Here is a 24,729-nt window from a genome sequence, read left to right on the forward strand (position 1 = left end):
GCGGTCGTTTAAATGGATGGCGGTCAGTCTGTCTGCAGAGCGGAGAGGGAGTGAGGCCGGGGCGAGGCAGGAGAGAGGGTAAGGGGGAGCTGAACTCCCCCTTCAGTGTTTAGCGGAACTGCTTCTTCATCAGATTGCGTGTGTGGTGCTCGTCCACCAGCTTGGCCAGGGTGTCGTACCGCTCCTTGATGAAAGGAGCCGGGTTGTTGGCCCCCGTTTCATCCGGGTATTCCACGCCTTCACGAACGAACTGCAGTTCCTTCGCGAGCAGATCCATGGCAGAGAGAATGTCAGTGGTCAGCTGATCGTTGAAGAACACGCGCGATTGCGCCGTATCTTTCAGGTAGTCGTCGCACTCCCTGAGCCAGGAGGCGCGCTTCTTCAGATTGTCGATCGTGATACGGATACTGCCCGGATACTGCGGGTTAAAATCCTGATTGACATATTTATCGAAGCTGCGCATATCAAAGCTCACGAACTGATCAACCAGGTCAGTACAATACTTGGGCGTCAGGTAAGAGGGGTGTGTCTTCGCCGATGCCAAACCGCTGAAAAGTGCCAGCGCCATAAAACAGGCTGCGATGCGGAGCTGGGATTGTTTAATTTCCATGATGTAGTGCCTATTGTTTGTTCTTGTACAGACAGGCTTTATTTTTGTGAACGTCATCACATGAATATCCAAACCGTGATTTGATGTCAACGTGTATTAATTAATAAAAGTCAGGAGAGGTCCGTTTTTTTAACCTGGCGCACAAAAAATCATAAAGATGAAAGCGGCGCAACGCGACGGCATGGGATGTTTGTTTGATATTTGATCGTTTTGGCTTATTTATCGGCACCTTTATTTTTGGGCCGCAGATTTTGTCAGGAGTGTATTTTGTCCGAGTTTGATTTTGATCTGTTTGTTATTGGTGCAGGCTCTGGTGGTGTGCGTGCCTCGCGGATGGCCGCGTCTCAGGGCATGCGCGTAGCGGTCGCAGAAGATCGTTACATGGGAGGCACCTGCGTCAATGTGGGCTGCGTGCCCAAGAAGCTCTTTGTTTATGCCAGTAGCTATGCCGAAAGCTTCGAAGATTCTGCCGCCTTTGGATGGCAGTCCGATGCGCCGACCTTTGACTGGGATACGCTGAGGGACAACAACGCCAAGGAGATCAAGCGTCTCAATGGTATCTATGAGCGCCTCCTGGATAATTCGGGCGTGCATGTGATCGATGGGCGGGCGAGTGTGGCGGGACCCAACAGCGTAAAGGTGGGTGAGCGGGAATATACCGCCGAGCGAATCCTTATCGCCACCGGAGGCTGGCCCTTTGTCCCGGATATTCCCGGCAAAGAGCATGTGTTGACCTCCAATGAAGTGTTTTCAATGGAAAACTTCCCCAAACGCATACTGGTTGTGGGTGGGGGGTATATCGCGGTGGAATTCGCCGGCATTTTTGCAGGCCTCGGTGCGGAGTCCCATCTCTCGTATCGTCGCGAGCTCTTCCTGCGGGGGTTCGACCGGGACCTTCGTACATTTGTGCGGGATGAAATGGGCAAGAAAGGTGTGAACCTGCACTTTAACCACACGGTAGACAAAATCGAACAGCAACCGGACGGCAGCCTGTTGGTGCATGCGACCGATGGCTGGACCCTGGAAGTGGATGCGGTGCTGTACGCGACAGGGCGCCGGCCAAACACGGCAGGTCTGGGGTTGGAGCAGTTGGGTGTGGTATCCCACAGGGACGGCACCATTTCGGTGGACGATAATTTCCGCACTAGCGTGCCCTCGATCTACGCGCTGGGCGATGTGACCGGAGAGCCGCAGTTGACGCCGGTCGCACTGGCCGAGGCCATGGCACTGGTGAAGCATTTCCAGACCGGCCAAACGGCAGAAATCGACTACAACACAATTCCTACCGCAGTATTTTGCCAGCCCAATATAGGCACTGTCGGCCTGTCGGAAGAGGAGGCCCGTGATTCAGGTATTGCGGTCACCGTTTTTAAGTCAGAGTTTCGCCCGATGCGTCACACCGTGAGCGGGCGTGATGAGAGAACACTGATGAAGTTGGTGGTGGATGCCAATTCCGATCGAGTGATCGGAGCGCATATGGTTGGCCCGGATGCCGGTGAAATCATTCAGGGGATCGCGATTGCGATGAAAGCGGGCGCGACGAAAAGCATATTCGACAAAACCATCGGTATTCACCCGACAGCGGCAGAAGAGTTTGTCACGATGCGGACTCCGGTCGAATAAGCCTGCCGTCACAGCCAATGGTGATGTATGAACGAGAAGCGGAGCCAATCGGCTCCGCTTTGTTGTTTAAGGTATCAGCGTCAGACTTCGACTTGTGCGTGTGCTAGTGGTTGGTGCCGCTGTGCGATACGTCGGGAGCTTCTTTCTTTCAGGCAGCGTTCTGCTGATTCGAAAGCCCCGTTGACGGCGCGGTGGATGGATTCGCTTTCGCTGCTAATCGTTACGGGATTGCCGCTAACGGCCAGTTCAACGGAAGCGCGGAAGTGCTTGCCCTTGGACTTGTGTTGGTGGGGTGCTTCCAGAACCACTCGACTCTGGATAATGTCGCCACAATAACGTTCCAGCTTATTCAGTTTCTTTGACACCGTCTCGACGAGGGCCGGGGATTTGTCGATGTCACGGAACACGATGTTATCGTTCGGCGTAGATTTCATGGGCACTTACCTCCGGTTATAAGAAGCCTTGCAGGCCGCTTGGTGCGGTTTGCTAAATAAGAGGTAGGGCGCCCTTCAGGGAGTCGCTGTGTGAACCAGCGGCTAGAGGCATCGGTAGCGCAACGTGAAGTTGTCTGCGGAGCAGTTGTAGATGTTTTGCGTCCGGCCCCGATTACCGCCTGGATCTAAAAACGATCTCCTTGATGTCCATAATGCGCTCGCCGTCAAAAAAATCAAGCGCAATTGTTCAAAAAATGTCACAAAAATTTGAGCGCAGAATGTGACGACGTCGATGGTTCGTCGAAGTTGTCAGCTGCAGGGGGTGATTGCGCCATTGCGATGGGGTTGGCTGGATGGGTAAAATCCCGCTTTATCAAGATTTGTCGGTGTTTTTCGACATTTTCGCCGCGACTTTGCTGTCATTTGTTTCTACGGACTGGCGCAGGATTTGCAGGGAGTGGGCGACGCAGGGGTTGGCGCAACGACCCTGTGTGGATGGGTTTTCAGGAAAAAATACGAAAGTAGGAAGTAACTATGGAATTGGCGCGTTTCGGCCGATCGATACTCATTTCAGCCTCCATCGTGTGGGGTGGGGTAGCGACAGCGCAATCGACCTCCGGATTGGAGTCAGAGAAGAACCGCTTGGCGCGACTGGAGCAGTCACTGGAAAACCGTGCTGTAGAAGTCGAAGATTACGAAAATGAACTGCTCGCGCTTGATTACAAGTTGAACGAAGCTCGGCAGGATCTGGCGGGTGCGCGCAAGAACTATGAGGATGCCCGTGTCGAGTTGACCCGCGTCGAGCGAGAGCACGCGACGGCGGCTTCCAAAGATACCGAGCGCCAGTTACGCAAGGCCAAGCATGCCTTCGCGATGGCAGAACGCGGTGTCGATAGTCGTCGGCGCCGGGTGGACTTTTTTGAGTCAAATCAATCCAAGTTGAAGGCGGAGCAGGAAGCGGCGTCTGCAGACATGGAGTCGACAAAGGCCCGTATCGAGGCACAAAAGAGCAAAGTTGAGACACTGGTGGCCGACATGCTTGCTCGCGCAGAGGCCGCAAAGCGCGCGCCCAAGCCGGCGGTAGCAGTCACTAAGCCCAGTGTCCCAGCCCCCACAGTGGCGGCAGTGACCCAAGAACCGGCTGAGGCAGCAATGCAACAGCCGGTTGAGAGCGGGGTTGAGCGAGAAATCGATCCCGATCTGCTGGCTTATGTCACGCGTGAACAGAACCGAATGTCAGTGATGCTGGAAAAATCCGACACGCGCGGTCAGAGATTCAAAGAGCTTACGATTCGCTTTTCCGATGGAGAGCGCATTGCGCTCGAATACCTGGGGCACAACCATTACCGGGCAGTTGCCCCGGTGAAGGAAGGGGTGCAGACGTTTGAAGTGAAGGCATCGAACACCTGGAAATTCCGCAGGACGATTCCGGCCGAAGATGCCGATGAGCCTTATGTATTTATTCTGGATGCCCGGCGGGTATCTCGCCCCCGGCTGATCATGTATCCCGAGTACGCCCTGTCGTTCGTGGAAGAATAGATCGCGACGGTGTCCCGGTGTGATCGTAAAAGCCCGCATATGCGGGCTTTTTTTGTTTTGGGGGCGATAGCCGCTTTGTCAGTCGATTGCCTCGGCATCTGCCGGGCCACTGAGAGCACACTCAAAGATCGGTGCATACTGACTGCCACCGGGTGCCAATAGGCTCTCGTACAATACCAGGTTGTCGAGCGCGACGACCTGATCCAGGGGGTACGGTCTCACGCCTCCAAACCCTGATCGGTTGCGGCCAAGGGTGAAGTGTGGACGGTAACGTGCCCCCTCTGGTGTCAGGCCGAGATCGATCATCAGTTGCCGGCAGCTATCGTGTAAGCGGTCAAGCTCGGGATTGGTCAATAGTTCCGCTGCCAGCAGGCGAGAGCGTGGCTTGGGAAAGGGGGCGAGAGAGACGATGCGTCCCCAGCAAGGCGCATGTTGTCCGGCGATAGTAGCGATGCCTTGCTCCAGTGGAGGGATCAGTGATTTGGCGGTTTCCCCCAAAAAGGCGAGTGTTAAGTGCCGATTCGTCGCGCTGGTCCAGCGCACCGGGCGTTTGCCCAAACCGGGCTCTATCGATCTGACGAGGGCGTCACAGAATGCCTGGGTGCGGGAGTCTGGGCGGATGCCAATAAAGAGGCGCACCGACGCGTCATCCCGTTGGGCTTCTTCGGCAGGTTCGGGCGGTGAGTCGAAGGTTTGCGGGTCATTGGTTTCGGGCATGGCTGTGCATTTCCCTCACTATTAATTTTTTTCTCTGCGTCCCTTGAACAAGTGGGGGGTGCCCCCATATCTATTGTCAGAGGGCAGGCTCAATTGAGGTGCCCTTGTGAAACGCCCGGTCGATCAGACGGGTAATTTTTGAATATTGCTCTGAATTGAGGATATCACAATGCGTAATTTTGACTTTTCTCCACTTTACCGTTCCGCCATCGGTTTTGATCGCATGGCTCGCCTGCTCGACGGCATGAGCGCGAGCGAGCAAAACCAACCTGCTTACCCTCCCTATAACATCGAGTTGACTGGTGAGGACCATTATCGAATTTCCATGGCGGTAGCCGGTTTCGAGCAATCCGAGCTCGATATTCAACTCGAACAGAACAAGCTGACGGTCACCGGTAACAAAGCGGACGACACCGAGGGGCGCAATTTCCTGCACCGCGGAATCGCTGCGCGTAACTTCGAGCGACGGTTCCAACTGGCTGACCATGTGAAAGTCGTGGATGCTAATCTGGTGAACGGGCTGCTGCACGTCGATCTCGTGCGCGAGATACCAGAGCAGATGAAGCCGCGCAAAATCAGTATTGGTGGCGGCAATTTGTTGCAGGCCGAAACCGCCGACAGTGAACGTGCGGCCTGATTGAATGCAGTGCCCCCTGTGCGGCCATTCGGCCGCGCACCCATACCATTCCGATCGACATCGGGAATATCTCCAGTGCGCCAATTGCGCACTGGTTTTCGTTCCCGCTCGCTACCACCTCACGCCCAAACAAGAGCGCGATTATTACGATCTTCACGAGAACTCTCTCGAGGATGAAGGCTATCGCCGGTTTCTATCACGCTGTGCCACTCCTCTGTTGGCGGCAATCAAGGAGGGAAGTCGGGGGCTGGACTTTGGCTGCGGCGCGGCACCGTTACTGGCACAGATTCTGAGCGAGGCCGGGCACCAGATGGCTGTCTATGACTGCTATTACGCGGCAGATGAGACAGTACTCAGTCAGCGCTATGACTTTATCGCCTCGACGGAAGTGGTTGAGCATCTTGCTGCGCCTGGGCAGGAGCTCCAGCGATTGTGGGACGCATTAAATTGTCCCGGGGTGCTGGCTCTGATGACAAAGCTTGTTGTCTCGCAGGAGCGGTTTGCGCAATGGCACTATATCCGGGATCCAACCCACATCTGCTTTTTTTCTCGGACAACCTTCGAGTGGCTGGCAAGAGAGTGGGGTGCCACTCTGGAGTTTCACGGCGCAGATGTCATTTTTCTTCACAAACACTGATCAGGTGTTTACCCGAAACAGTTTTGCCCGCACGGTAGTGCGGTATTCACTTGGGGTGGTGGAGAGGAATTTCTTGAACAGGGCGGTAAAGTGCCCCATGTCCTGGTAGCCGACTTTCTCGGCAATCTCGTTCACTGACAAGTTGCTTGATTGCAGCAGCTCTCTCGCCATATCGACGCGAACATTCTGTAAATACTGAAGCGGAGTTTGTCCGGTCGCGAGCTTGAAGCGGCGATTGAACGAGCGAACACTCATGTCGAATTGCTTGGCGACTTCGCTCAATTTGACCTCTTCGCTGCAATGTTCCTTTAGCCAGGTCTGGGCTTCGACAATTTCTTCGTCAGGGTGCAGGTGTACAGCGCCTTCTGAGTACGCGATCTCTTCAAAAGGTCGGCGAATTTCATGGGAGAAATTCCGCTCCACGTGGCTCGCCACTGCAGCGTTGAATAGCTGTCGAATCAAGTAAACCGTGACGTCCGCGAGAGAGTTGATGCTGGCCGCGCAAAACAGCTTGTCGGCCTGGGTGATGAAATACTGCCTTTTGAGCTGTACGTTGGGATAGTCCGCGGCGAAGCGGTCAAAATAATGCCAGTGGGTTGTCGCCGGTTTGCCATCGAGCAAGCCCGCTGCGGCAGGGAAGCAGACCCCTGTGCCCACCGCGCAGATAGCAGCGCCTTGCGCGGACTGTTGCTGCAGCCACGTCAGCAGCGGTTTCCCCTGCTTGAGCGCAGGGCGCGGATTGCGCCAAAGTGCGGGTAAATAAATGATGTCGCTGTCGGGCGCGTCTGCCAGGGATACATCCGGTTGCAGGGGAAAGCCCGAGCGGGTTGTCACTGCTTGGCCATCGATACTGGCCGTGACAATGTTCAGGCTATCGGGATTGCCTTCGACCCTCGCGCGGCTGTCTGCGCCGCGCAACATTTCAAGGGGTAAGACCGTGCCGCTAGCGAGCATCTGATCTATCAAGATAAAAGTGACAGTACGCATTACTTCTCAAGACGCTGCAGAAATTGACCGATTGGCCAGAAACTCAATTTTGCTGGCCAGTATGCCCATAACTAGGCCGAATCGCCACCCCCTAAACTGACCTCGTTCCAAATTTAGTCAATTACTCGGCATTTTCGCCGGAGGTCAGGATGCAACGCCTTCCAGTCATCACCGCATTCGGTGGATTTAATCCCGCGGGTCGCAGTTCGTTCCACCACGGCTATCGCCGCCTGGTGCTGGATCAGCTGGGGGCGACAGAGCGACAGGAAACGCTATCTGACCTGGCGGCGCTCATGGGGTTGCGCACCGGGGCCGCGGCGTCCTCGCCATTATCCGCAGAACTCGAGGCGCAGGTGATTGCCGGTACGCTGATCCGGGAACTCGAACCACGTTTCTATGATTATCGTCGCTGTCATTTCCACCAGCCAGCGGAATTGGCCAATACCGACGGTTTTACGTTTGAAATGTCGGCACGGCAGTTGCCAGATCCGTTGCCTGGCGATTGGCGGGTTGAACCGCTCGAAGGTGGGCGCGTGCGTGTGCACAGTGGCAATCTGTCCGTGATGCTGGACAGTTATCGTGAAATCCCCGTGGCGTCTGCGGGGCAGTTGCCCACGGGTTTTGAGCCCAGCATCGAATACAACTCGCGCTTTCATCCGCGTGGATTGCAGCTGGCGATTCTTGGCGCCTCAGACGCTGTCCAGTCGATGGGTATCGACTGGGAGGCTGTGGTAGCGGCGGCGGGTCCCGAGCAAATCTCGGTGTACGCAAGTTCAGCGATGAGCCAGCTCGACCCCTACGGAAACGGTGGTCTGCTGCAGGCGCGCCTGCGCGGTAATCGTGTCAGTTCCAAGCAGCTCGCACTGGGCCTGACCAGCATGCCGGCTGACTTCGTCAATGCCTACGTACTGGGCAGTGTTGGTACCACCGGCGCTGTGGCCGGGGCTTGCGCCACTTATCTGTATAACCTCCGTGCGGCGGTAGAGGATATTCGCAGTGGTCGTGCGCGCGTCGCCGTCGTGGGTGCCGCAGAAGCACCCCTGGTTCCAGAGGCGGTTGATGGTTACACCACGATGGGCGCCCTGGCCAACCTCGACGGGTTAAACAAGATTTTTGATGGCGACATCGATTTCCGTCGTGCCAGTCGTCCCTTCGGAGATAACTGTGGTTTTACCCTGGGCGAGGGGAGTCAGTGGGCGATTTTGATGGATGACGCACTGGCCCTGGAGCTTGGCGCAAATATCCACGGAGCGGTGGCCAACGTGTTCGTGAATGCCGATGGGACGAAGAAGTCAATTTCCGCGCCAGGGCCGGGCAACTATCTGACCGTTGCCCGTGCACTGGCGGAAACCCGCGCGATCGTCGGTGAAGAGAGCTTGCAGCAGCGCAGCTTTGTTCAGGCGCATGGCTCGAGTACACCGCAAAACCGGGTGACCGAGTCGGCAATTTTCGATCGTCTGGCACCGGCGTTCGGTATCTCAAATTGGCCGGTGTGCGCGGTCAAGGCGTATCTGGGGCATACAGTAGCCGCGGCAAGCGGTGATCAGCTGATCACCAGCCTTGGCATCTTTGATCGCGGTATCTTGCCCGGGGTTACCACCATTGATCGCATCGCTGACGATGTCCATCACGATCACCTGGATATCGCGCTTGAGCACCGCGAGCGAGATCCGAAATCTCTGGACGTAGCCTTCCTCAATTCGAAGGGGTTTGGTGGTAACAATGCCACTGCCAGTGTTCTGGCGCCGCATCTCGTTGAGCGTATGCTGGCAAAACGGCATGGAGAGCGCAGTATGACGGCTTATCGTGCGCGCAATGAGTCCGTGGTCGAACAGGCGCAAGCTTACAATTCGCGGGCGTCGGCTGGTGATTTGAATGCGATCTATCGTTTTGGTGAGAGGCTCGTAAACGAAGACGATATCGCGATCTCCAGCAATGCGATGAGCCTGCCGGGTATCCCGGAAGTCAGCTTGCCCGCAGAGAATCCCTTTGAGGACATGTGCTGAGCGTCTTTTCTCGCCGCGTCACAATCGCTTAGACTGGACGCAGGAGCAAAGGGGCGCAACATGGACGAAAGTGAAACCAGGCTTCAGGGTGCCGATTCTTCCGGTACCGACGACGTGGGTGACCGGCTGAAATCGGTGCGCAAGATGCATGGCTGGTCCCAGCGGGAGCTGGCCAAGCGCGCTGGGGTCACCAACGCCTCTATCTGTCTGATTGAGCAGGGTAAAGTCAGCCCCTCCATCGGCTCCCTCAAAAAAGTCCTCGATGGCATTCCAATGTCATTGGCTGACTTTTTTACCTTTCAATTGTCTGATAATCCGAAGGTCTTTTTCCGCTCGGAAGAGATGCCGAACGTGGGAGCGGGCAATATCTGTTACCGATTGTTGGCAGCGGGTGTCTCCCGGCGGGAGATGTCCATTCTGCATGAGGTCTATCCCCCGGGTGCCGATACCGGCCCCGAGCTGTTGAGTCACGATGGGCAAGAAGGCGGAATCGTCGTTTCTGGTGAACTGGAGGTCACGGTCGGGGCAGAAAAGAGCCGGCTTGGCCCTGGGGACGGCTACTATTTCAGCAGTCGATTGCCACATCGCTTCCGCAACCCCGGGGATGTCGATTGCGTGTTGGTGAGTGCCAATACGCCCCCCAGTATCTAGCGTTCTGTCGTCGGTTGGTCTGCTGACACGTGGGGGCGGCCCGGGCGGTCGCAGATTGCTCAACCTGCTCAATTTCCATGCGCTTTTGCCGGTGACGCAGTATCCACACGGCCTTTACTTGGCAATGTCGCCACCAAATTTGTCACTTATGGTATTCAAACGTGTGTTTGAATCTGTCTATACTAAGCGCGGCCTGGTACATCTGGGATAGTTCCCGCATAGAGTGTGCTACTGGCCTTACATAAATTTCGACCCCGGGCCAACGGGCCCCGAATACAAGAGGTCATTCAATGTTATTCAATGGCAAGGCACTTACGGTGCAGATGCTGGACGACGGTATCGCCGAGCTGAAATTCGACTTGCAGGGCGAATCGGTCAATAAATTCAATCGCCAGACTGTACAGGAACTGTCCGAAGCGCTCGACGTGATCGAGTCAAATAGCGACATCAAGGGCTTATTGCTTTCCAGTGGAAAGTCCGTCTTTATTGTCGGCGCGGATATTACCGAGTTTGGCGATGCGTTCTCTGCGGGTGCTGACGGCATTTCCGGCCTGATGAATATGAACAACGAGAACTTCAATCGCCTGGAAGATCTCAACGTACCGACTGCGGTAGCGATTAACGGATTTGCGCTGGGTGGTGGCTTCGAGGTTTGCCTCGGCTGCGATTTCCGCGTAATGGGTGATCAGGCAAAAGTGGGGCTGCCTGAAGTGAAGCTGGGGTTGATCCCGGGTTGGGGTGGCACCGTGCGCCTGCCGCGTGTCGTCGGTATTGATGTTGCCGCCGAATGGATTGCAGCCGGTAAGGAACAGAAGCCGGATGCGGCGCTGACCGCACATGCCGTTGATGCGGTAGTGCCTTCCGATAAATTGCATGAAGCGACGATCACGTTGCTGAAGCGCGCGATGAGCGGTGAGCTCGACTATGCGTCACGCCGTGAAATCAAAAAGTCGCCGATCCCGATTAACGATACCGAAGCGTTGATGGCCTTCTTTACCACCAAGGCGTTTGTCGGTCAGCAGGCCGGGCGCAATTATCCTTCACCCGTGAAGGCGATTGAGTCCATTGAGCAGGGCTACAAGGTAAGCCGGGAAGAGGCGCTGAGTTTTGAACAGCAGAAGTTCATCGAATGTGCCCAGACTGGCACCGCCAAGTCCCTCGTCGGCCTGTTCCTGAATGATCAGGCGATCAGTAAGGTCGCAAAAGGTTGGGAAAAGAAAGCGGACAAGAAGATCGAGCGCGCTGCAGTGCTGGGTGCTGGCATCATGGGTGGGGGTATCGCTTACCAGTCCGCCTACAAGGGCACCCCGATCAAAATGAAGGATATTGCTCAGGCTGGTATCGACCTGGGGTTGAATGAAGCGAGTAAGCTGCTTGCCAAGCTGGTAGATCGCGGTCGCATGACCCCCGCCAAGATGGGTGAGGTTCTGAACCGAATCGAGCCGACGCTGAGTTACGACGGGTTCGACGATGTCGACGTTGTTGTCGAAGCGGTTGTCGAAAACCCGAAGGTGAAGCACGCGGTATTGAAAGAGGCGGAGACCAAGGTTTCCGACGATACGATCATCGCTTCCAACACCTCTACGATCTCTATCGACCTTCTGGCGGAGCCGCTTGCGCGCCCTGAAAACTTCCTCGGCATGCACTTCTTTAATCCGGTGCACAAAATGCCGCTGGTGGAAGTGATTCGTGGCAGCAAGACATCCGACAATGCTGTGGCTCGTGTCGTGGCCTACGCCAATAAAATGGGTAAGAAGGCCATCGTTGTGCGCGATTGCCCCGGGTTCCTGGTGAACCGCGTATTGTTCCCATACTTCGCTGGTTTCTCCATGCTGGTTCGCGATGGTGCGGATTTCCAGCAGGTCGACAAAGTGATGGAGCGCTGGGGTTGGCCGATGGGTCCGGCTTACCTGATGGACGTTGTTGGTATCGATACCGGCGTACATGCAGAACAGGTGATGGCCGAGGGCTTCCCGGACCGTATGGGCAAGACCTTTACTGCTGCTTCTGACGTTATGTATGAAGCGGGCCGTTACGGCCAGAAAAACAGCAAGGGCTTCTACAACTATGAGCAGGACAAGAAGGGGCGTCCGAAGAAGGTTGCCACGGAAGAGTCTTACGATCTGTTGAAAGCGCATGTCGCCGATCGCCGCGAGTTTGAAAACGACGACGTCATTGCGCGCATGATGGTGCCTATGGCAACCGAGCTGGCCCGCTGCCTGGAAGAGGGGATTGTCGATTCTCCGGCGGAAGCCGACATGGCACTGATCTACGGCATCGGCTTCCCGCCGTTCCGCGGTGGTATCTTCGCCTGGCTGGATAGCATTGGTATGGATAATTTTGTTGCGATGGCAGACAAGTACGCCGATCTGGGTGAGCTGTACAAGCCGACCGAGCGTATGCGTGAAATGGCCGCTAGCGGCGCAACCTACTACGGCGACAAGTGAGGAGAAATAGCATGAGTTTGAATCCGAGAGACGCCGTTATTGTTGACTACGCCCGAACTGCAATGGGGCGTTCCAAGAATGGCGTATACCGCAATGTGCGGGCCGACGATATGTCTGCCGAGTTGCTGAAGAAATTCCTCGACCGCAACGAGAAGCTGGATCCGGCCGAGATTGATGACCTGATCTGGGGCTGTGTGATGCAGCGTGACGAGCAGGGCTTCAACGTAGCGCGTTTCATTCTGTTGCGTGCAGGTCTGCCCCACACCATTCCAGCGCAGACGGTCAATCGTTTGTGCGGCTCTTCGATGTCATCCCTGCACACTGCGGCGGCCAACATCAAAGCTGGCGTGGGCGATGTCTATGTGGTCGGTGGTGTTGAGCATATGGGTCACCTGAACATGATGGAGCATGTGAGCCCGAACCCGATGCTGGGTCGCAACATGGCCAAGGCCGCCGGCTCCATGGGCATGACCGCAGAGTATCTGGCGATGATGCATGGTATCCAGCGTCAGCAGATGGATGAGTTTGGTGCTCGTTCGCATCAGCACGCTGCGGCTGCGACCCGGGATGGAAAGTTCAACCGCGAAATTATCGCGATTGAGGGTCACGACGAGGCCGGCGTACCGATTCTCGTGGAAACAGACCAGACCATTCGTCCGGATACCACGGTTGAAGGCTTGGCCCAGCTCCGTCCGGCATTCGATCCGAAGCATGGTCAGGTGGCTGCCGGTACTTCTTCCCAGATTACCGATGGTGCCTCTGTGATGCTGGTGATGTCTGCTGAGCGGGCGCAAGCATTGGGTATGACCCCGATTGCCAAGGTTCGTGAAATGGCGTTGGCTGGCGTGGATCCGTCCATCATGGGCTACGGTCCGGTGCCGTCTACCCAGAAAGCGCTGAAAAATGCCGGTCTGTCCATCGACGATATTGATCGCGTCGAGCTCAACGAAGCGTTCGCAGCGCAGGCGCTGCCGGTACTGAAGGATCTGAATCTCCTCGACAAGATGGATGAGAAGGTCAACCTGTACGGCGGTGCAATTGCGTTGGGCCACCCGTTCGGTTGTTCCGGCGTGCGGATTACCGGAACCCTGCTGAGCGTGATGCAGAACGAAGGTGGAGACCTGGGTGTGTCCACCATGTGTATCGGCCTGGGGCAGGGCATTACCACCATCGTTGAGCGTGTCTAAGCGCACTTAACGCTGGAAAAGGGCGCCTTTTGGGCGCCCTTTGTGGTTTCAGGGCCTCCAGGCGCTGCCTTTTGTTGAAGCGCCTAGGCGCCTGTGGCACAATCTGCACCCCTTGCCGCGGGGCTCCACGGTCTTTATGTGAAATTGCATAAATATCAAGAGCTTAGCGGCGGGATGCAACGGGGACGTGGTGGAATTGGTAGACACGCCAGATTTAGGTTCTGGTGCCGTAAGGTGTGGGAGTTCAAGTCTCCCCGTCCCCACCAAGAATACAGTTTCGCGGCTCGCTTCACCGGATGTGTGGTGTTGGCGGGCCGTGAGCGTTTTCGGACACTCGCTGTGGCCCGGGTTTGTGGCCGGATGTGTCCGCGCAAGGGCTGCTCGGTTGGGTCCGACAGCCAATGGATGTTTGCGCTGCGGCGCACTAGAAGAGTCTAGAGAGTCTCACGAGGATAAAGATGCAGGTTTCCATCGAAACAACTTCCGGCCTGGAGCGTCGCTTAACGGTCAATCTGCCGGCGGAAGTCGTCGATCAAGAAGTGGACAAGCGCCTTCAGCAAGCCGCTAAGAACGTCCGTATCAACGGTTTCCGTAAGGGCAAGGTCCCGATGAAAGTTGTCCGTCAGCGTTTTGGCGCTGGTGTTCGCCAGGAAGTTCTCGGTGAGGTAATGGGCCGCTCATTCTATGAGGCGGTGCAGAAGGAGCAGGTTAAGCCTGCCGGCCAGCCGAGCATTGAAGCCAAGCAGACAGCTCCGGGTGAAAACCTGGAATACGTTGCCACTTTTGAGGTTTACCCGGAAGTTGAGCTGACGGATCTGGCTGAAATCAAAGTGGAGCGTCCTACCGCTGAAGTAACTGACAAAGACGTCGACAACATGGTCGAAGTGCTGCGCAAGCAGCAGTCAGGCTGGAAGGACACCAAGCGCAAAGCGCAGAAGGGCGATCGCGTCGTGATCGACTTCCTGGGCCGTGTTGATGGCGAAGAGTTTGACGGTGGCAAGGCTGAGGGTCATCAGCTGGTACTGGGTTCTGGCCAGATGATCCCTGGCTTCGAAGACGGCATTATCGGCATGAAGCCGGGCGAAGAGAAAGAAGTCGAAGTGACTTTCCCGGAAGATTACCAGGCCGAAAACCTGAAGGGTAAGGACGCGGTATTCACCATCAAGGTGACTGCTTCCGAAAAGCCTGAGCTGCCCGAGCTGAACGAAGAATTCTTCAAAACTTACGGTGTTGAAGAAGGCGGTGAGGAGAAGTTCCTCGAAGAAGTTCGCAACAACATGACCCGTGAGCTGAAAAATGCTGCTCTGAATCAGGTGAAAACCCAGGTAATGGATCAGCTGTTCGAAAAGCACCCGGTAGAGCTGCCTGCAGCATTGGTTGCCGGTGAGGTCAGCACCCTGCGCGGGCAAATGGTTCAGCAGTTCGGTGGACAGATCAAAGCGGAAGATGCGGAGAAGTTCCTACCGGACAACATGTTCGAAGATCAGGCAAAGCGTCGCGTTGTACTGGGCCTTGTTGTTGGCGAAATCGTCAAGCAGCACGACCTGAAAGTTGACGCCGATCGCGTTAAGGCCAAAGTGGAAGAGCTGGCTTCTACCTATCAGCAGCCGGAAGAGGTTGTTGAGTACTACTACAGCAATCGCGAATTGCTGGGTGGCGTTGAGTCTGTAGTACTCGAAGACCAGGTTGTAGATTTTGTTCTTCAGTCTGCCAAGGTTGAAGACGTAGAAAGCACTTACGACGACGTAATTAAGCCCCAGCAACAGGGCTGATTCCGCATGTGTTCCGACGGCCGCTCTTGCGGCCGTCGTTCCCTTATCCCCTCCTAATTAGCCGGCTGGCATTCTGCTTCGTGACCGGTTAAGCTCAGAAAAAGATTTTCTTACCGTTGGCAAAAAACTGCTATTCGGTCCTGCCTTACACGCCAAATAAGGAAGCAATGGTATCTATGGCACGCTTTGATTCCCCCAATTTTGCATTAGAGCCGACCGCCTCAGGGTTGGTGCCAATGGTTATTGAGCAGACTGCCCGCGGCGAGCGCTCATTCGATATTTATTCGCGTCTGCTCAAGGAGCGGGTGATTTTCCTGGTGGGTCAGGTGGAAGATCACATGGCCAACCTGGTAGTGGCGCAATTGCTGTTTCTTGAGGCGGAAAATCCGGACAAGGATATCCATCTGTACATTAATTCTCCCGGTGGGTCGGTGACCGCTGGAATGTCCATCTATGACACCATGCAGTTCATCAAGCCGGATGTCAGTACCATGTGTATTGGTCAGGCGTGCAGCATGGGGGCATTTTTGCTGACAGCTGGCGCCGAGGGCAAACGCTACGCGACGCCGAATTCCCGCGTGATGATTCACCAGCCCAGTGGCGGTGCCCAGGGGCAGGCCTCAGATATTCATATTCACGCTCAGGAAATCCTGAAAATTCGCCAGCGCCTGAATGAGTTGATGGCGCATCACTCCGGTCGCAGTGTGGCTGATATTGAGCGGGATACCGAGCGCGATCATTTCCTCAGTGCGGATGAGGCCAAGGAGTACGGACTGGTCGACGAAGTATTGTCCCGTCGCCAGATTGCCGATAAATAACCCGGCACGCTCTAAATCTTCGCGGAGTTTGGTCAACTGGTTTGGCTGTCTCCGCGTATATAACAAGGGTGTTTGTCGTGAAAGGGCTTGAAAAAAGCGCCGAAAGACCTCATCTTCCTAGGAACACAGAAACAGAAAAAGGCGCCGGTAAACCGGCTGACCGGAACAGGACGGAGTAATTGAATGACCGATCAGGGCGGTGGAGAGGATAACGGCAAACTGCTTTATTGTTCTTTTTGCGGCAAGAGCCAGCAGGAAGTACGTAAGCTGATTGCGGGTCCTTCTGTCTTTATCTGCGACGAATGTGTTGAACTTTGCACCGATATTATTCGAGAAGAGGTGCAGGAAACTTCCGAGGGCTCAGAGGGCAAGCTGCCCACCCCCCGTGAAATTACCGAGATCCTCGATCAGTACGTGATTGGCCAGGAAGCCGCCAAGCGCGTACTGGCAGTTGCGGTATACAACCATTACAAGCGTCTGCGTACCAAAACCAACGCGCGCAAAGATGACGTAGAGCTCAGCAAATCGAACATTCTGCTGGTCGGACCCACGGGTAGCGGTAAAACCCTGCTCGCGGAAACCCTGGCCCGTCTGCTGAACGTGCCGTTCACCATCGCCGACGCGACGACGCTGACCGAGGCGGGATACGTCGGTGAAGACGTCGAAAATATTATCCAGAAGCTGCTGCAGAAATGTGACTATGACGTCGACAAGGCCCAGCAGGGGATTGTGTACATCGATGAGATCGACAAGATCTCCCGCAAGTCCGATAACCCTTCTATCACTCGGGATGTATCCGGTGAGGGTGTGCAGCAGGCGCTGCTCAAGCTGATCGAGGGCACTGTGGCGTCTGTACCCCCGCAAGGTGGCCGCAAGCACCCACAGCAAGAGTTCCTGCAGGTCGATACCTCTAACATCCTGTTTATCTGTGGCGGTGCTTTTGCCGGTCTGGATAAAGTGATTCGTGACCGTTCCGAAAAAGGCGGCATTGGCTTTGGTGCCGAGGTTAAGTCCAAGGACAGCGACAGTAACTTTGGTCAGGTCCTTCGCGATCTGGAGCCGGAAGATCTGGTGCGCTACGGTCTTATCCCGGAGTTCGTCGGCCGTCTGCCGGTAACTGCGACGCTGGATGAGCTCGATCGTGCCGCACTCGTGAAGATTCTGACTGAGCCGCGCAATGCCCTGACCAAGCAGTATGGCAAGCTGTTTGAGATGGAAGGCGTTGAGCTCGATTTCCGTCCGGACGCGCTGGATGCAGTGGCGACCAAGGCGATGGAGCGCAAAACCGGTGCACGCGGTCTGCGATCCATAATGGAGTCTGTTCTGCTCGAGACCATGTACGACATCCCGTCTACAGACGATGTGGTCAAAGTGGTGATTGATGAGGCCGTCATCAAGGGTGAGTCTGCGCCTTTGCTGGTATACGGCACTGCCGAGGCACCGACTCAGAAGGCTGCGCCGGAAGAGTAACTGGGTGTTTCCCGATACGGGAGCGTGCTGTATTTGAGAAAAGCCCCATTTTGGGGCTTTTTTTGTTTGGCCGCGGTGATTCTCGTTGTTGTCGCGACGGGCTCAGGGTGTGGCTAAACCGGCGCCGTTGCAGTGGTCCTAAGGTGCGTTGCCGGCGTAACCACAATTAATGCCACTACCTGCGACCGGCGCTCTATATTATTAGCCTGCTTGGTATCGGGTTTCTCGACGGGCTTCAGGGGATCGCTTGGGAAAAAAGACTCCGTCAGGGCTTGTAAAAGCCTGACTGGCGCCCCATCTGTAGCCTTAGAGCAGAAATTTAGCGCAGTCACTGATATTCAGTGACCTCTGCGCCACATAGTAGGGCCGCATTTACTTGGGCCGAGAGGAGTTATATGGATCAGCCATCGGACACCCCCCTGGAATACCCCCTGTTGCCATTGCGAGATGTCGTCGTCTATCCGCACATGGTGATCCCGCTGTTCGTGGGTAGGGAGAAGTCGATAGACGCGCTGGAAGAGGCCATGCGCAGCGACAAGCAGGTGCTGCTTGTGGCGCAGAAGCAGGCCTCTGAAGACGACCCGAGCGCGGACGATGTGTATCGCGTCGGAACTGTGGCGAGCGTGTTACAGCTGCTGAAGCTGCCCGATGGCACGGTCAAGGTGCTTGTGGAAGGCAGTACCCGGGTCAACATTTCCGAAATTATCGAAGGGGATGGGCACTATCGCGCGAAAGTCGAGCCCATGGAAACCGAGGAGTTACCGGAGGCGGAGGCCGACGCGCTGGTGCGCTCTGCAATGTCGCAGTTTGAGCAATATGTCTCCGTCAGCAAGAAGGTCCCCAATGAGGTCATTACCTCTTTGTCCGGTATTGATGAGCCCGGGCGTCTGGCAGATACCATTGCGGCCCACATGTCGCTGGAGCTCGGTCAAAAGCAGGAGCTGCTGGAAACCGCCAGTGTCAAAGCCCGTCTGGAACATCTGCTCGGATTGATGGATTCGGAAATCGACCTGATCCAGGTGGAGAAGCGTATCCGCGGCCGCGTGAAGAAGCAGATGGAGAAGAGCCAGCGGGAGTACTACCTGAATGAGCAGATGAAAGCCATTCAGAAAGAGCTTGGCGAAATCGGTGAAGAGCCCAATGAAATCGAAGAGCTCGAAACCAAAATTGCCGAATCGGGAATGAGTGCCGAAGCTGAGAAGAAAACCCGCGCAGAACTTGGCAAACTCAAGATGATGTCACCAATGTCTGCCGAGGCATCGGTCCTGCGCAGTTATATCGACTGGATGCTGAGTGTGCCCTGGAAAAAGGCCAGTCGCGTCCGTCACGACCTCAAGCGCGCGGAAGAAATTCTGGACAAGGACCACTATGGTCTGGAAGAGGTTAAAGAGCGCATCCTCGAATACCTGGCGGTACAAAAGCGTGTGAAGAAAGTGAAGGGGCCGATTCTCTGCCTTGTTGGCCCTCCTGGCGTCGGTAAGACATCACTGGGTCAGTCTGTTGCGCGTGCGACTAACCGCAAATACGTCCGTATGGCGTTGGGTGGCGTTCGGGATGAGGCTGAAATTCGCGGTCACCGCCGTACCTATATTGGTTCCCTCCCGGGCAAGCTGATCCAGAAAATTTCCAAGGTCGGCGTGAAAAATCCGCTGTTCCTGCTGGATGAAATTGACAAGATGGGCATGGATCATCGCGGTGATCCGGCTTCTGCTTTGCTGGAAGTGCTGGACCCGGAGCAGAATAAATCGTTTAACGACCACTATCTCGAAGTGGACTACGACCTGTCTGATGTGATGTTCGTCTGTACCTCGAATTCGATGAATATCCCGGGTCCATTGCTGGACCGTATGGAGGTGATTCGGATTCCTGGATACACCGAAGATGAAAAGCTCAATATCGCCCAGCGCTATCTTGTACCGAAACAGCGCAAAGCCAATGGTCTTGGTGAAGAAGAGCTGGCGCTGGCTGATGACACAGTGCGGGATATCGTGCGCTACTACACCCGCGAGGCAGGTGTGCGTGGTCTGGATCGTGAAATCGCGAAGATTTGTCGCAAGATCGTTACCGAGCATGTGCGCGACGGCAACACCAATAAGGCGATTGTTCAGCCGGACCGCCTGGAAGAGCTGCTGGGCGTTCGCAAGTTCGACTTCGGTCGTGCAGAAGAAGAGAACAAGGTGGGTCAGGTCACCGGTCTAGCCTGGACAGAAGTCGGTGGTGAGCTTCTGACGATTGAGTCTTCTGCGGTGCCGGGAAAGGGCAGGGTGATCAAGACCGGTTCCCTCGGTGAAGTGATGCAGGAGTCTATCCAGGCTGCGTTGACTGTGGTGCGGTCGCGTTCGCAGTCGCTGGGTATCGCTCCGGACTTCCATGAAACCCGTGATATCCATATTCACGTGCCGGAAGGGGCGACCCCGAAAGATGGCCCGTCTGCAGGTATCGCCATGTGTACCGCATTGGCGTCTGTACTGACCGGGATTCCCGTTCGCTCGGACGTCGCGATGACAGGTGAGATTACCTTGCGGGGCGAGGTTTTGCGCATCGGAGGTCTCAAGGAAAAGTTACTGGCGGCACATCGCGGCGGCATTCGCACTGTGTTGATTCCGGCGGACAATGAGCGCGATCTGAAGGATATTCCGGACAATATTATCCAGGATCTGGTCATCAAGCCGGTGAAATGGATTGATCAGGTGTTGGATGTGGCGCTCGAGAGCAAGCCAGAGCCGTTAACGGATGAAGAGTATTCCAACCTGCAAAAGCAGGCGGAGGAACGCTCTCGCGGCGGTATGCGAACGCACTGACGGTTCGGTCCGGCGTGATCTTCATTGACGCCGTAGAGAAAGCCGCCATGAGGCGGCTTTTCTTTTGCTCGGATTCCTGCCCCTTGGACAGGCCAGCTTGCCCTTTGCGCGTAGTGACCGGCTACCGGTCTGACCACTCAATGTGTATTGAGGAAGCGCCGGTTGACTGTGTGTTGAGTTATCCGCCTAAAAAGTGAACTGGATGTCTGAGTTGTGTTCGGAGTCGTTCCGGTAACTGCTCTGAAACCCGCATGGTTCCTTGACCCGCTACAAGGCGCTTGGTATAAAACGACCCTTATTGGCCGGCGCCAAAGTTGCCGCGGGCCAACGCTCGAACACCGAAGGTGTCCAATGGGGGCACTTGAGACACACTAGAAAAGAACAGAGGGATTAAGCGTGAACAAGTCCGAACTGATTGAAGCAATTGCCGCATCTGCCGACATTCCGAAGGCTGCTGCTGGCCGTGCTCTGGACGCAATGGTGGACAGCATCACCGAAGCGCTGAAAAAAGGGGATCAGGTAGCTCTGGTTGGCTTTGGCACTTTCGCAGTCAAGGAGCGTGCAGCCCGCACTGGCCGCAACCCGCGCACCGGCGACCCGATTGAAATTGCAGCTGCTAAAATCCCTAACTTCAAAGCTGGTAAAGCTCTGAAGGATGCGGTGAATTAATTTAGCCTCGAATCGATTTGATCATTCGAAGCAGCAAAAGAGGCGTATCGCTGGATGCGCCTTTTTTGTATCTGGTTATTTGAAATTCAAGAGTTAACTTATCGGAGCTGAGCATGCTTCAGTCCATGCGTGACAATATGAAAGGCGCTGTGGCGATTATCCTCGCCCTGCTTTTCGGCGGTATCATGGTTGTTACCGGCATTGATTTCTTCACCGGCTCGAGCGGTGGTTCCGCCAACAAGGTGGCGGAAGTCAACGGCGAAAAAATTTCCGAGCTGGATTTGCAGCGCGCGATCCAGAATCGTCGCAACGCCATCATGAACCAATATGGGCAGAGTGTGCCGGAAGACCTGTTGAGCGATGAGCGCCTGCGCGCACCGGTTCTCCAGGATCTGGTCTCCAATATGGTCCTGCGCCAGGCTGCCGATGAAAAAGGCATGGTGATGAGCAAAGTTGCCGTCGACCAGACCATCGCGCAGATGCCGGCATTTCAGATCAACGGGGCCTTTGATCCCCAGATCTATCGTGACGCGCTGCGCCGTATGGGTTATAGCGCGGCGAATTTCCGTCAGATTCTCGAGCGCGACCTCGTGTCCCAGCAATACGCCGACGGCGTAGCGGGCAGCAGCTTCAGCACCCGCGCAGATGCGGAGCAGATTATTGCCATTTCCATGGAAGAGCGGGATTTCGACTATGTCATCCTGCCAGTCTCCGAAGTGGTCGAGGGCATCGAAGTTTCCGCGTCAGAGGTGGATTCCTATTACCAGGAAAACCAGGCGGAATTCGCGCGTCCTGAACAGGTTGCCATTGAATACATCGAATTAAAGCCGGAGATTTTTGCCGAGAATATTGATGTTGCCGAAGAGGATGTGCGAGCTCAGTACGAGCAGGAACTACAGAACGCCGCGGCCAAAACCAGCCGACGCGCTGCGCATATCCTGATCGAAGAAGACGAAGGCAAAATCGCTGAGGTACAGGCGGAGCTCGACAAGGGTGCCGACTTTGCTGAAGTCGCCAAGTCCTTCTCTGAAGATATCGTGTCTGCAGAAGAGGGGGGTGATCTGGGCTTCACCGAGGGTGACGTATTCCCGGAGAACTTTGAGCAGGCACTGGCGGCATTGGAAGTCGGGCAGGTATCTGGTCCGGTAAAAACTGATTCCGGTACCCATTTCATCAAACTGCTGGAAATCAAGGAAGAGAATCCTCCCAGCTTTGAGGAGCGCCGCGCGGCGATCGAGAAAGAATTGCGTGCAGCCGGTGCCGAGCAAGAGTTTGTCGATGCGCTGAGTCGCCTGGCAGACCTCGCTTACAACGCAGAAGATCTCGCCGGTCCGGCGGAAGAGCTCGGTGTTGAGTTGAAAACAACGCCGCTGTTCGGTCGCAATGAGGGCACCGGTATTACTGCGAATGACACTGTCGCATCTGCCGCGTTTTCGCCAGAGGTGATGGAAGATGGCAACACCTCTGATGTGATGAACCTCAGTGAAAATCACTCGGTGGTACTGCGGGTGACCGAACATCAGCCTGCGGGTACCTATCCGCTGGAAACGGTTCGGGCGCGCATCGTCGATACACTCAAGCGTGACAAGGCGAGCCAGCAGCTGTCCGAGCGGGCCAACGCGCTTGTGCAGCGTGCAAATGCCGGAGAAGACTTCGGCGCTATCGCTGAGCAGGAAACGCTGACGATTGAATCCAGCGATAAAACCCGTCGTGGTGGGTTCGGCCAGCGTGGCGAAATTGTGACTGAAGCCTTCTCGATGGCAGCGCCTGAGAGTGGCAGCCGCACCGAGCGTTTTGCCGCGAGCAATGGTGATCAGGTAGTGATTCAGCTGCGTGCCGTCCGTCCGGGTAGCCTCGTGGGTCAGGCACCGGAGCAGCGTCAGGCACTGCTGCGCCAGCTCGCCAGTGTGATTGGCAATGCCGAAATGGCTGCCGTGCAGAAATATCTGTCGGATTCTGCCGATGTGGACGTGCCCTCGGTGGGCGTGCCGTCGGGCGGCTGATATAGCGCCTGAAGGCTCGGGGGCGCCCGCTCTGACGGGATGGCCCCACGACTCGGGGTGACAATGTGCCACCCAATAAAAAACCCGGCTTAGCCGGGTTTTTTATTGGGTGGGTAGCGGGGATGTAGCCGTCTACCCCCGCGAGGCGCTGTCGACAAACAGGGTCAGGCGCTGACCTGGCTGCAAGTAGGATGATCGGCTGATCTTGTTCCACTTGAGAATGTCGTTGACCTCAAGGCTGAATTTTTTCGCGATCCGGTACAGTGAGTCCCCATTGCGAACGCGGTAAGACACCTTGCGCGTGGTTCTGGAGCTGTTGCTGGAATCGGTGTAGACCACCAGTTTCCGTCCTGGCCGCAGAGTGTCACCGGTTGCCATGCTGTTCCAGCGCGCGAGTTCGCGTACAGACACCTTCAGGTTGCGAGAGATATCCCATAAGGTGTCGCCCTGGCGTACGGTATAGGACGTTTTGGAGCGACCTTTGGCCGCCCGCGCGGCGTTGCGGCTGACCCGCTGATCAAGGGCGTACGCGTATTGGCCCTGAGGGGCCGAAGAGCGAGGGATGAGCAGCGTGGAGCCGGCGCGAATACTGTTGCCACGCAGGTTGTTGGCCTGGCGAATCGCAGCGACGGTGGTTTCGTAGCGGCGCGCGATTACCGACAGGCTGTCTCCACGTGCGATCTTGTATCGCTCCCAGGTTACGCGCTGTTCTGTAGGAATCTGTTCCAGTGCCGTCAGGAAGGTATCCTTGTTTTCCACCGGTACCAGCAAGGTGTGCTTGCCGTTGGGATCAGTCGCCCAGCGATTGAATCCTGGATTCAGCAGGTACAGCTCGTCAATTTCAATATCGGCGAGTTCTGCGGCCTGTGCCATGTCGATCTGGCTGCCGACATTCACTGCGGCGTAGTAAGGCTGGTTGGCGACATCGTGCAGGGGTACCCGGTAATAATCCGGGCGAGACACGACTTCTGCCAGTGCCAGTAGCTGTGGCACATAGCGTCTGGTCTCACGCGGGAGCTTCAGATCCCAGAACGTCGTACCTTTGCCGCGACGTGCGTTCTTCTCGCGAGCGCGACGCACGGTGCCTTCGCCGGCATTGTATGCGGCGAGTGCCAATTCCCAGTCACCATCGAAGCGTTTGGACAGATACTGGAAGTATCTGACAGCCGCTTTGGTCGATTCATGGACATCCCGGCGACCGTCGTACCACCAGTTTTGCTCCAGCCCGAATGAGCGGCCGGTACCGGGAATAAACTGCCACATGCCGGAGGCTTTGGCATGGGAATAGGCAAACGGGTCGTAGGCGCTCTCGACAATCGGCAGCAGCGCTAACTCCATGGGCAGGTTCGCCGCCTCGAGTTCTTCCGCGACGTGGAAGATGTAGCGGCGAGAGCGCTCGGTGACACGGGCCATGTAGCCGGTGTTCCGGGAGTAGTAGGCGATATAGTCCCGGACTTTGGGCTGGTCGACTTGCCGATCCAGCTGGAAGCCCCGCCGGATGCGTTCCCAGACGTCCGTCGGCGGGAGGGCCTTTTCCGCGACCCCGGCTTCCGCCAAAGGTACCTGCGGGACGGCTTCAGCCGGCTCCGGGGCGATTTGAAGAGGTGTAGTTGTGCGATGATCCTGCACTTGAGCGCAGGCCCCCACTGCCGCAGCCAACACTGCTACGGCCAATTTCTTTTGTACCATGCGGGTATCCGTAAGCGTTTTTGATGCTTCCC

19 protein-coding genes and 1 tRNA gene are annotated in these 24,729 nt (G+C 56.0%); 15 read left to right on the forward strand and 5 right to left on the reverse strand.

Annotated elements, in window-relative coordinates; all coding sequences use genetic code 11:
• Positions 1 to 109: 109 nt before the first annotated feature.
• Positions 110 to 610, reverse strand: a complete 501-nt coding sequence (locus ACXAD0_RS10670) for a hypothetical protein (RefSeq protein WP_475088386.1) — start codon at positions 608 to 610, stop codon at positions 110 to 112.
• Positions 611 to 877: 267 nt separating this feature from the next.
• Here ACXAD0_RS10670 and gorA point away from each other — a divergent pair, with 267 nt between their 5' ends.
• The gene (gene gorA / locus ACXAD0_RS10675; RefSeq protein WP_475088387.1) at positions 878 to 2,233 is read left to right on the forward strand and encodes a glutathione-disulfide reductase; all 1,356 of its coding nucleotides are present in this window, start codon (positions 878 to 880) and stop codon (positions 2,231 to 2,233) included.
• An 80-nt stretch (positions 2,234 to 2,313) separates the two neighbouring features.
• Here the strand turns inward: gorA and hpf are convergent, their stop codons facing one another.
• Positions 2,314 to 2,667 (reverse strand): ribosome hibernation-promoting factor, HPF/YfiA family, encoded by a 354-nt coding sequence (gene hpf, locus ACXAD0_RS10680; protein WP_475088388.1) that lies wholly within the window; start codon positions 2,665 to 2,667, stop codon positions 2,314 to 2,316.
• A gap of 534 nt (positions 2,668 to 3,201) precedes the next feature.
• Between hpf and ACXAD0_RS10685 the strand changes: the two genes are divergently transcribed.
• Entirely contained in the window at positions 3,202 to 4,206 is a 1,005-nt protein-coding gene (locus ACXAD0_RS10685) for a hypothetical protein (protein WP_475088389.1), read from the forward strand.
• Positions 4,207 to 4,284: 78 nt separating this feature from the next.
• Here ACXAD0_RS10685 and thpR read toward each other — a convergent pair whose 3' ends face one another.
• On the reverse strand, positions 4,285 to 4,923 hold the full coding sequence (gene thpR, locus ACXAD0_RS10690; protein ID WP_475088390.1) for an RNA 2',3'-cyclic phosphodiesterase: 639 nt from the start codon (positions 4,921 to 4,923) through the stop codon (positions 4,285 to 4,287).
• Positions 4,924 to 5,092: 169 nt separating this feature from the next.
• Here thpR and ACXAD0_RS10695 point away from each other — a divergent pair, with 169 nt between their 5' ends.
• Positions 5,093 to 5,560, forward strand: coding sequence for an Hsp20 family protein (locus ACXAD0_RS10695; RefSeq protein ID WP_475088391.1), 468 nt, complete (start codon positions 5,093 to 5,095; stop codon positions 5,558 to 5,560).
• 4 nt (positions 5,561 to 5,564) lie between these two features.
• Positions 5,565 to 6,197 (forward strand): class I SAM-dependent methyltransferase, encoded by a 633-nt coding sequence (locus ACXAD0_RS10700; protein ID WP_475088392.1) that lies wholly within the window; start codon positions 5,565 to 5,567, stop codon positions 6,195 to 6,197.
• On the opposite strand, the gene ACXAD0_RS10705 is transcribed toward ACXAD0_RS10700, so the two are convergent.
• Positions 6,198 to 7,184, reverse strand: coding sequence for a GlxA family transcriptional regulator (locus ACXAD0_RS10705; RefSeq protein ID WP_475088393.1), 987 nt, complete (start codon positions 7,182 to 7,184; stop codon positions 6,198 to 6,200).
• Between the two features lie 149 nt (positions 7,185 to 7,333).
• Here ACXAD0_RS10705 and ACXAD0_RS10710 point away from each other — a divergent pair, with 149 nt between their 5' ends.
• From ACXAD0_RS10710 to ACXAD0_RS10760, 11 genes are all read left to right on the forward strand, one after another.
• Positions 7,334 to 9,190: a beta-ketoacyl synthase gene (locus ACXAD0_RS10710; RefSeq protein ID WP_475088394.1), complete on the forward strand. Its 1,857-nt coding sequence runs from the start codon at positions 7,334 to 7,336 to the stop codon at positions 9,188 to 9,190.
• A 60-nt stretch (positions 9,191 to 9,250) separates the two neighbouring features.
• Positions 9,251 to 9,841, forward strand: a complete 591-nt coding sequence (locus ACXAD0_RS10715) for a cupin domain-containing protein (protein ID WP_475088395.1) — start codon at positions 9,251 to 9,253, stop codon at positions 9,839 to 9,841.
• Positions 9,842 to 10,131: 290 nt separating this feature from the next.
• Complete coding sequence (gene fadB / locus ACXAD0_RS10720; RefSeq protein WP_475088396.1) at positions 10,132 to 12,288, forward strand: fatty acid oxidation complex subunit alpha FadB; 2,157 nt, start codon at positions 10,132 to 10,134, stop codon at positions 12,286 to 12,288.
• 11 nt (positions 12,289 to 12,299) lie between these two features.
• Positions 12,300 to 13,475, forward strand: a complete 1,176-nt coding sequence (gene fadA / locus ACXAD0_RS10725) for an acetyl-CoA C-acyltransferase FadA (RefSeq protein WP_475088397.1) — start codon at positions 12,300 to 12,302, stop codon at positions 13,473 to 13,475.
• 181 nt (positions 13,476 to 13,656) lie between these two features.
• Positions 13,657 to 13,741, forward strand: a tRNA-Leu gene (locus ACXAD0_RS10730).
• Positions 13,742 to 13,933: 192 nt separating this feature from the next.
• The gene (gene tig, locus ACXAD0_RS10735; protein ID WP_475088398.1) at positions 13,934 to 15,247 is read left to right on the forward strand and encodes a trigger factor; all 1,314 of its coding nucleotides are present in this window, start codon (positions 13,934 to 13,936) and stop codon (positions 15,245 to 15,247) included.
• 176 nt (positions 15,248 to 15,423) lie between these two features.
• A complete protein-coding gene (clpP, locus tag ACXAD0_RS10740; protein ID WP_475088399.1) occupies positions 15,424 to 16,065 on the forward strand; it encodes an ATP-dependent Clp endopeptidase proteolytic subunit ClpP in 642 nt (213 codons plus the stop codon).
• A gap of 183 nt (positions 16,066 to 16,248) precedes the next feature.
• Positions 16,249 to 17,535 carry an ATP-dependent Clp protease ATP-binding subunit ClpX gene (gene clpX / locus ACXAD0_RS10745; protein ID WP_475088400.1) on the forward strand — a complete coding sequence of 429 codons (1,287 nt, stop codon included), beginning with the start codon at positions 16,249 to 16,251 and terminating at the stop codon, positions 17,533 to 17,535.
• Between the two features lie 395 nt (positions 17,536 to 17,930).
• On the forward strand, positions 17,931 to 20,336 hold the full coding sequence (lon, locus tag ACXAD0_RS10750) for an endopeptidase La (protein WP_475088401.1): 2,406 nt from the start codon (positions 17,931 to 17,933) through the stop codon (positions 20,334 to 20,336).
• A 396-nt stretch (positions 20,337 to 20,732) separates the two neighbouring features.
• Positions 20,733 to 21,005 carry a nucleoid-associated protein HU-beta gene (gene hupB / locus ACXAD0_RS10755; protein WP_475088402.1) on the forward strand — a complete coding sequence of 91 codons (273 nt, stop codon included), beginning with the start codon at positions 20,733 to 20,735 and terminating at the stop codon, positions 21,003 to 21,005.
• 113 nt (positions 21,006 to 21,118) lie between these two features.
• The gene (locus tag ACXAD0_RS10760; RefSeq protein ID WP_475088403.1) at positions 21,119 to 23,008 is read left to right on the forward strand and encodes a SurA N-terminal domain-containing protein; all 1,890 of its coding nucleotides are present in this window, start codon (positions 21,119 to 21,121) and stop codon (positions 23,006 to 23,008) included.
• A gap of 132 nt (positions 23,009 to 23,140) precedes the next feature.
• Here the strand turns inward: ACXAD0_RS10760 and ACXAD0_RS10765 are convergent, their stop codons facing one another.
• Positions 23,141 to 24,697: a LysM peptidoglycan-binding domain-containing protein gene (locus tag ACXAD0_RS10765; RefSeq protein WP_475088404.1), complete on the reverse strand. Its 1,557-nt coding sequence runs from the start codon at positions 24,695 to 24,697 to the stop codon at positions 23,141 to 23,143.
• Between the last annotated feature and the right edge of the window lie 32 nt (positions 24,698 to 24,729).

It is taken from the genome of Microbulbifer sp. ABF4_148 (genome assembly GCF_056158985.1).

Coding starts and splice junctions, on each gene's coding strand:
- ACXAD0_RS10670 (WP_475088386.1), bottom strand. CDS start 610: ATGGAAATTAAACAATCCCAGCTCCGCATCGCAGCCTGTTTTATGGCG.
- hpf (WP_475088388.1), bottom strand. CDS start 2,667: ATGAAATCTACGCCGAACGATAACATCGTGTTCCGTGACATCGACAAA.
- ACXAD0_RS10685 (WP_475088389.1), top strand. CDS start 3,202: ATGGAATTGGCGCGTTTCGGCCGATCGATACTCATTTCAGCCTCCATC.
- thpR (WP_475088390.1), bottom strand. CDS start 4,923: ATGCCCGAAACCAATGACCCGCAAACCTTCGACTCACCGCCCGAACCT.
- ACXAD0_RS10695 (WP_475088391.1), top strand. CDS start 5,093: ATGCGTAATTTTGACTTTTCTCCACTTTACCGTTCCGCCATCGGTTTT.
- ACXAD0_RS10700 (WP_475088392.1), top strand. CDS start 5,565: ATGCAGTGCCCCCTGTGCGGCCATTCGGCCGCGCACCCATACCATTCC.
- ACXAD0_RS10705 (WP_475088393.1), bottom strand. CDS start 7,184: ATGCGTACTGTCACTTTTATCTTGATAGATCAGATGCTCGCTAGCGGC.
- ACXAD0_RS10710 (WP_475088394.1), top strand. CDS start 7,334: ATGCAACGCCTTCCAGTCATCACCGCATTCGGTGGATTTAATCCCGCG.
- ACXAD0_RS10715 (WP_475088395.1), top strand. CDS start 9,251: ATGGACGAAAGTGAAACCAGGCTTCAGGGTGCCGATTCTTCCGGTACC.
- fadB (WP_475088396.1), top strand. CDS start 10,132: ATGTTATTCAATGGCAAGGCACTTACGGTGCAGATGCTGGACGACGGT.
- fadA (WP_475088397.1), top strand. CDS start 12,300: ATGAGTTTGAATCCGAGAGACGCCGTTATTGTTGACTACGCCCGAACT.
- tig (WP_475088398.1), top strand. CDS start 13,934: ATGCAGGTTTCCATCGAAACAACTTCCGGCCTGGAGCGTCGCTTAACG.
- clpP (WP_475088399.1), top strand. CDS start 15,424: ATGGCACGCTTTGATTCCCCCAATTTTGCATTAGAGCCGACCGCCTCA.
- clpX (WP_475088400.1), top strand. CDS start 16,249: ATGACCGATCAGGGCGGTGGAGAGGATAACGGCAAACTGCTTTATTGT.
- lon (WP_475088401.1), top strand. CDS start 17,931: ATGGATCAGCCATCGGACACCCCCCTGGAATACCCCCTGTTGCCATTG.
- ACXAD0_RS10760 (WP_475088403.1), top strand. CDS start 21,119: ATGCTTCAGTCCATGCGTGACAATATGAAAGGCGCTGTGGCGATTATC.
- ACXAD0_RS10765 (WP_475088404.1), bottom strand. CDS start 24,697: ATGGTACAAAAGAAATTGGCCGTAGCAGTGTTGGCTGCGGCAGTGGGG.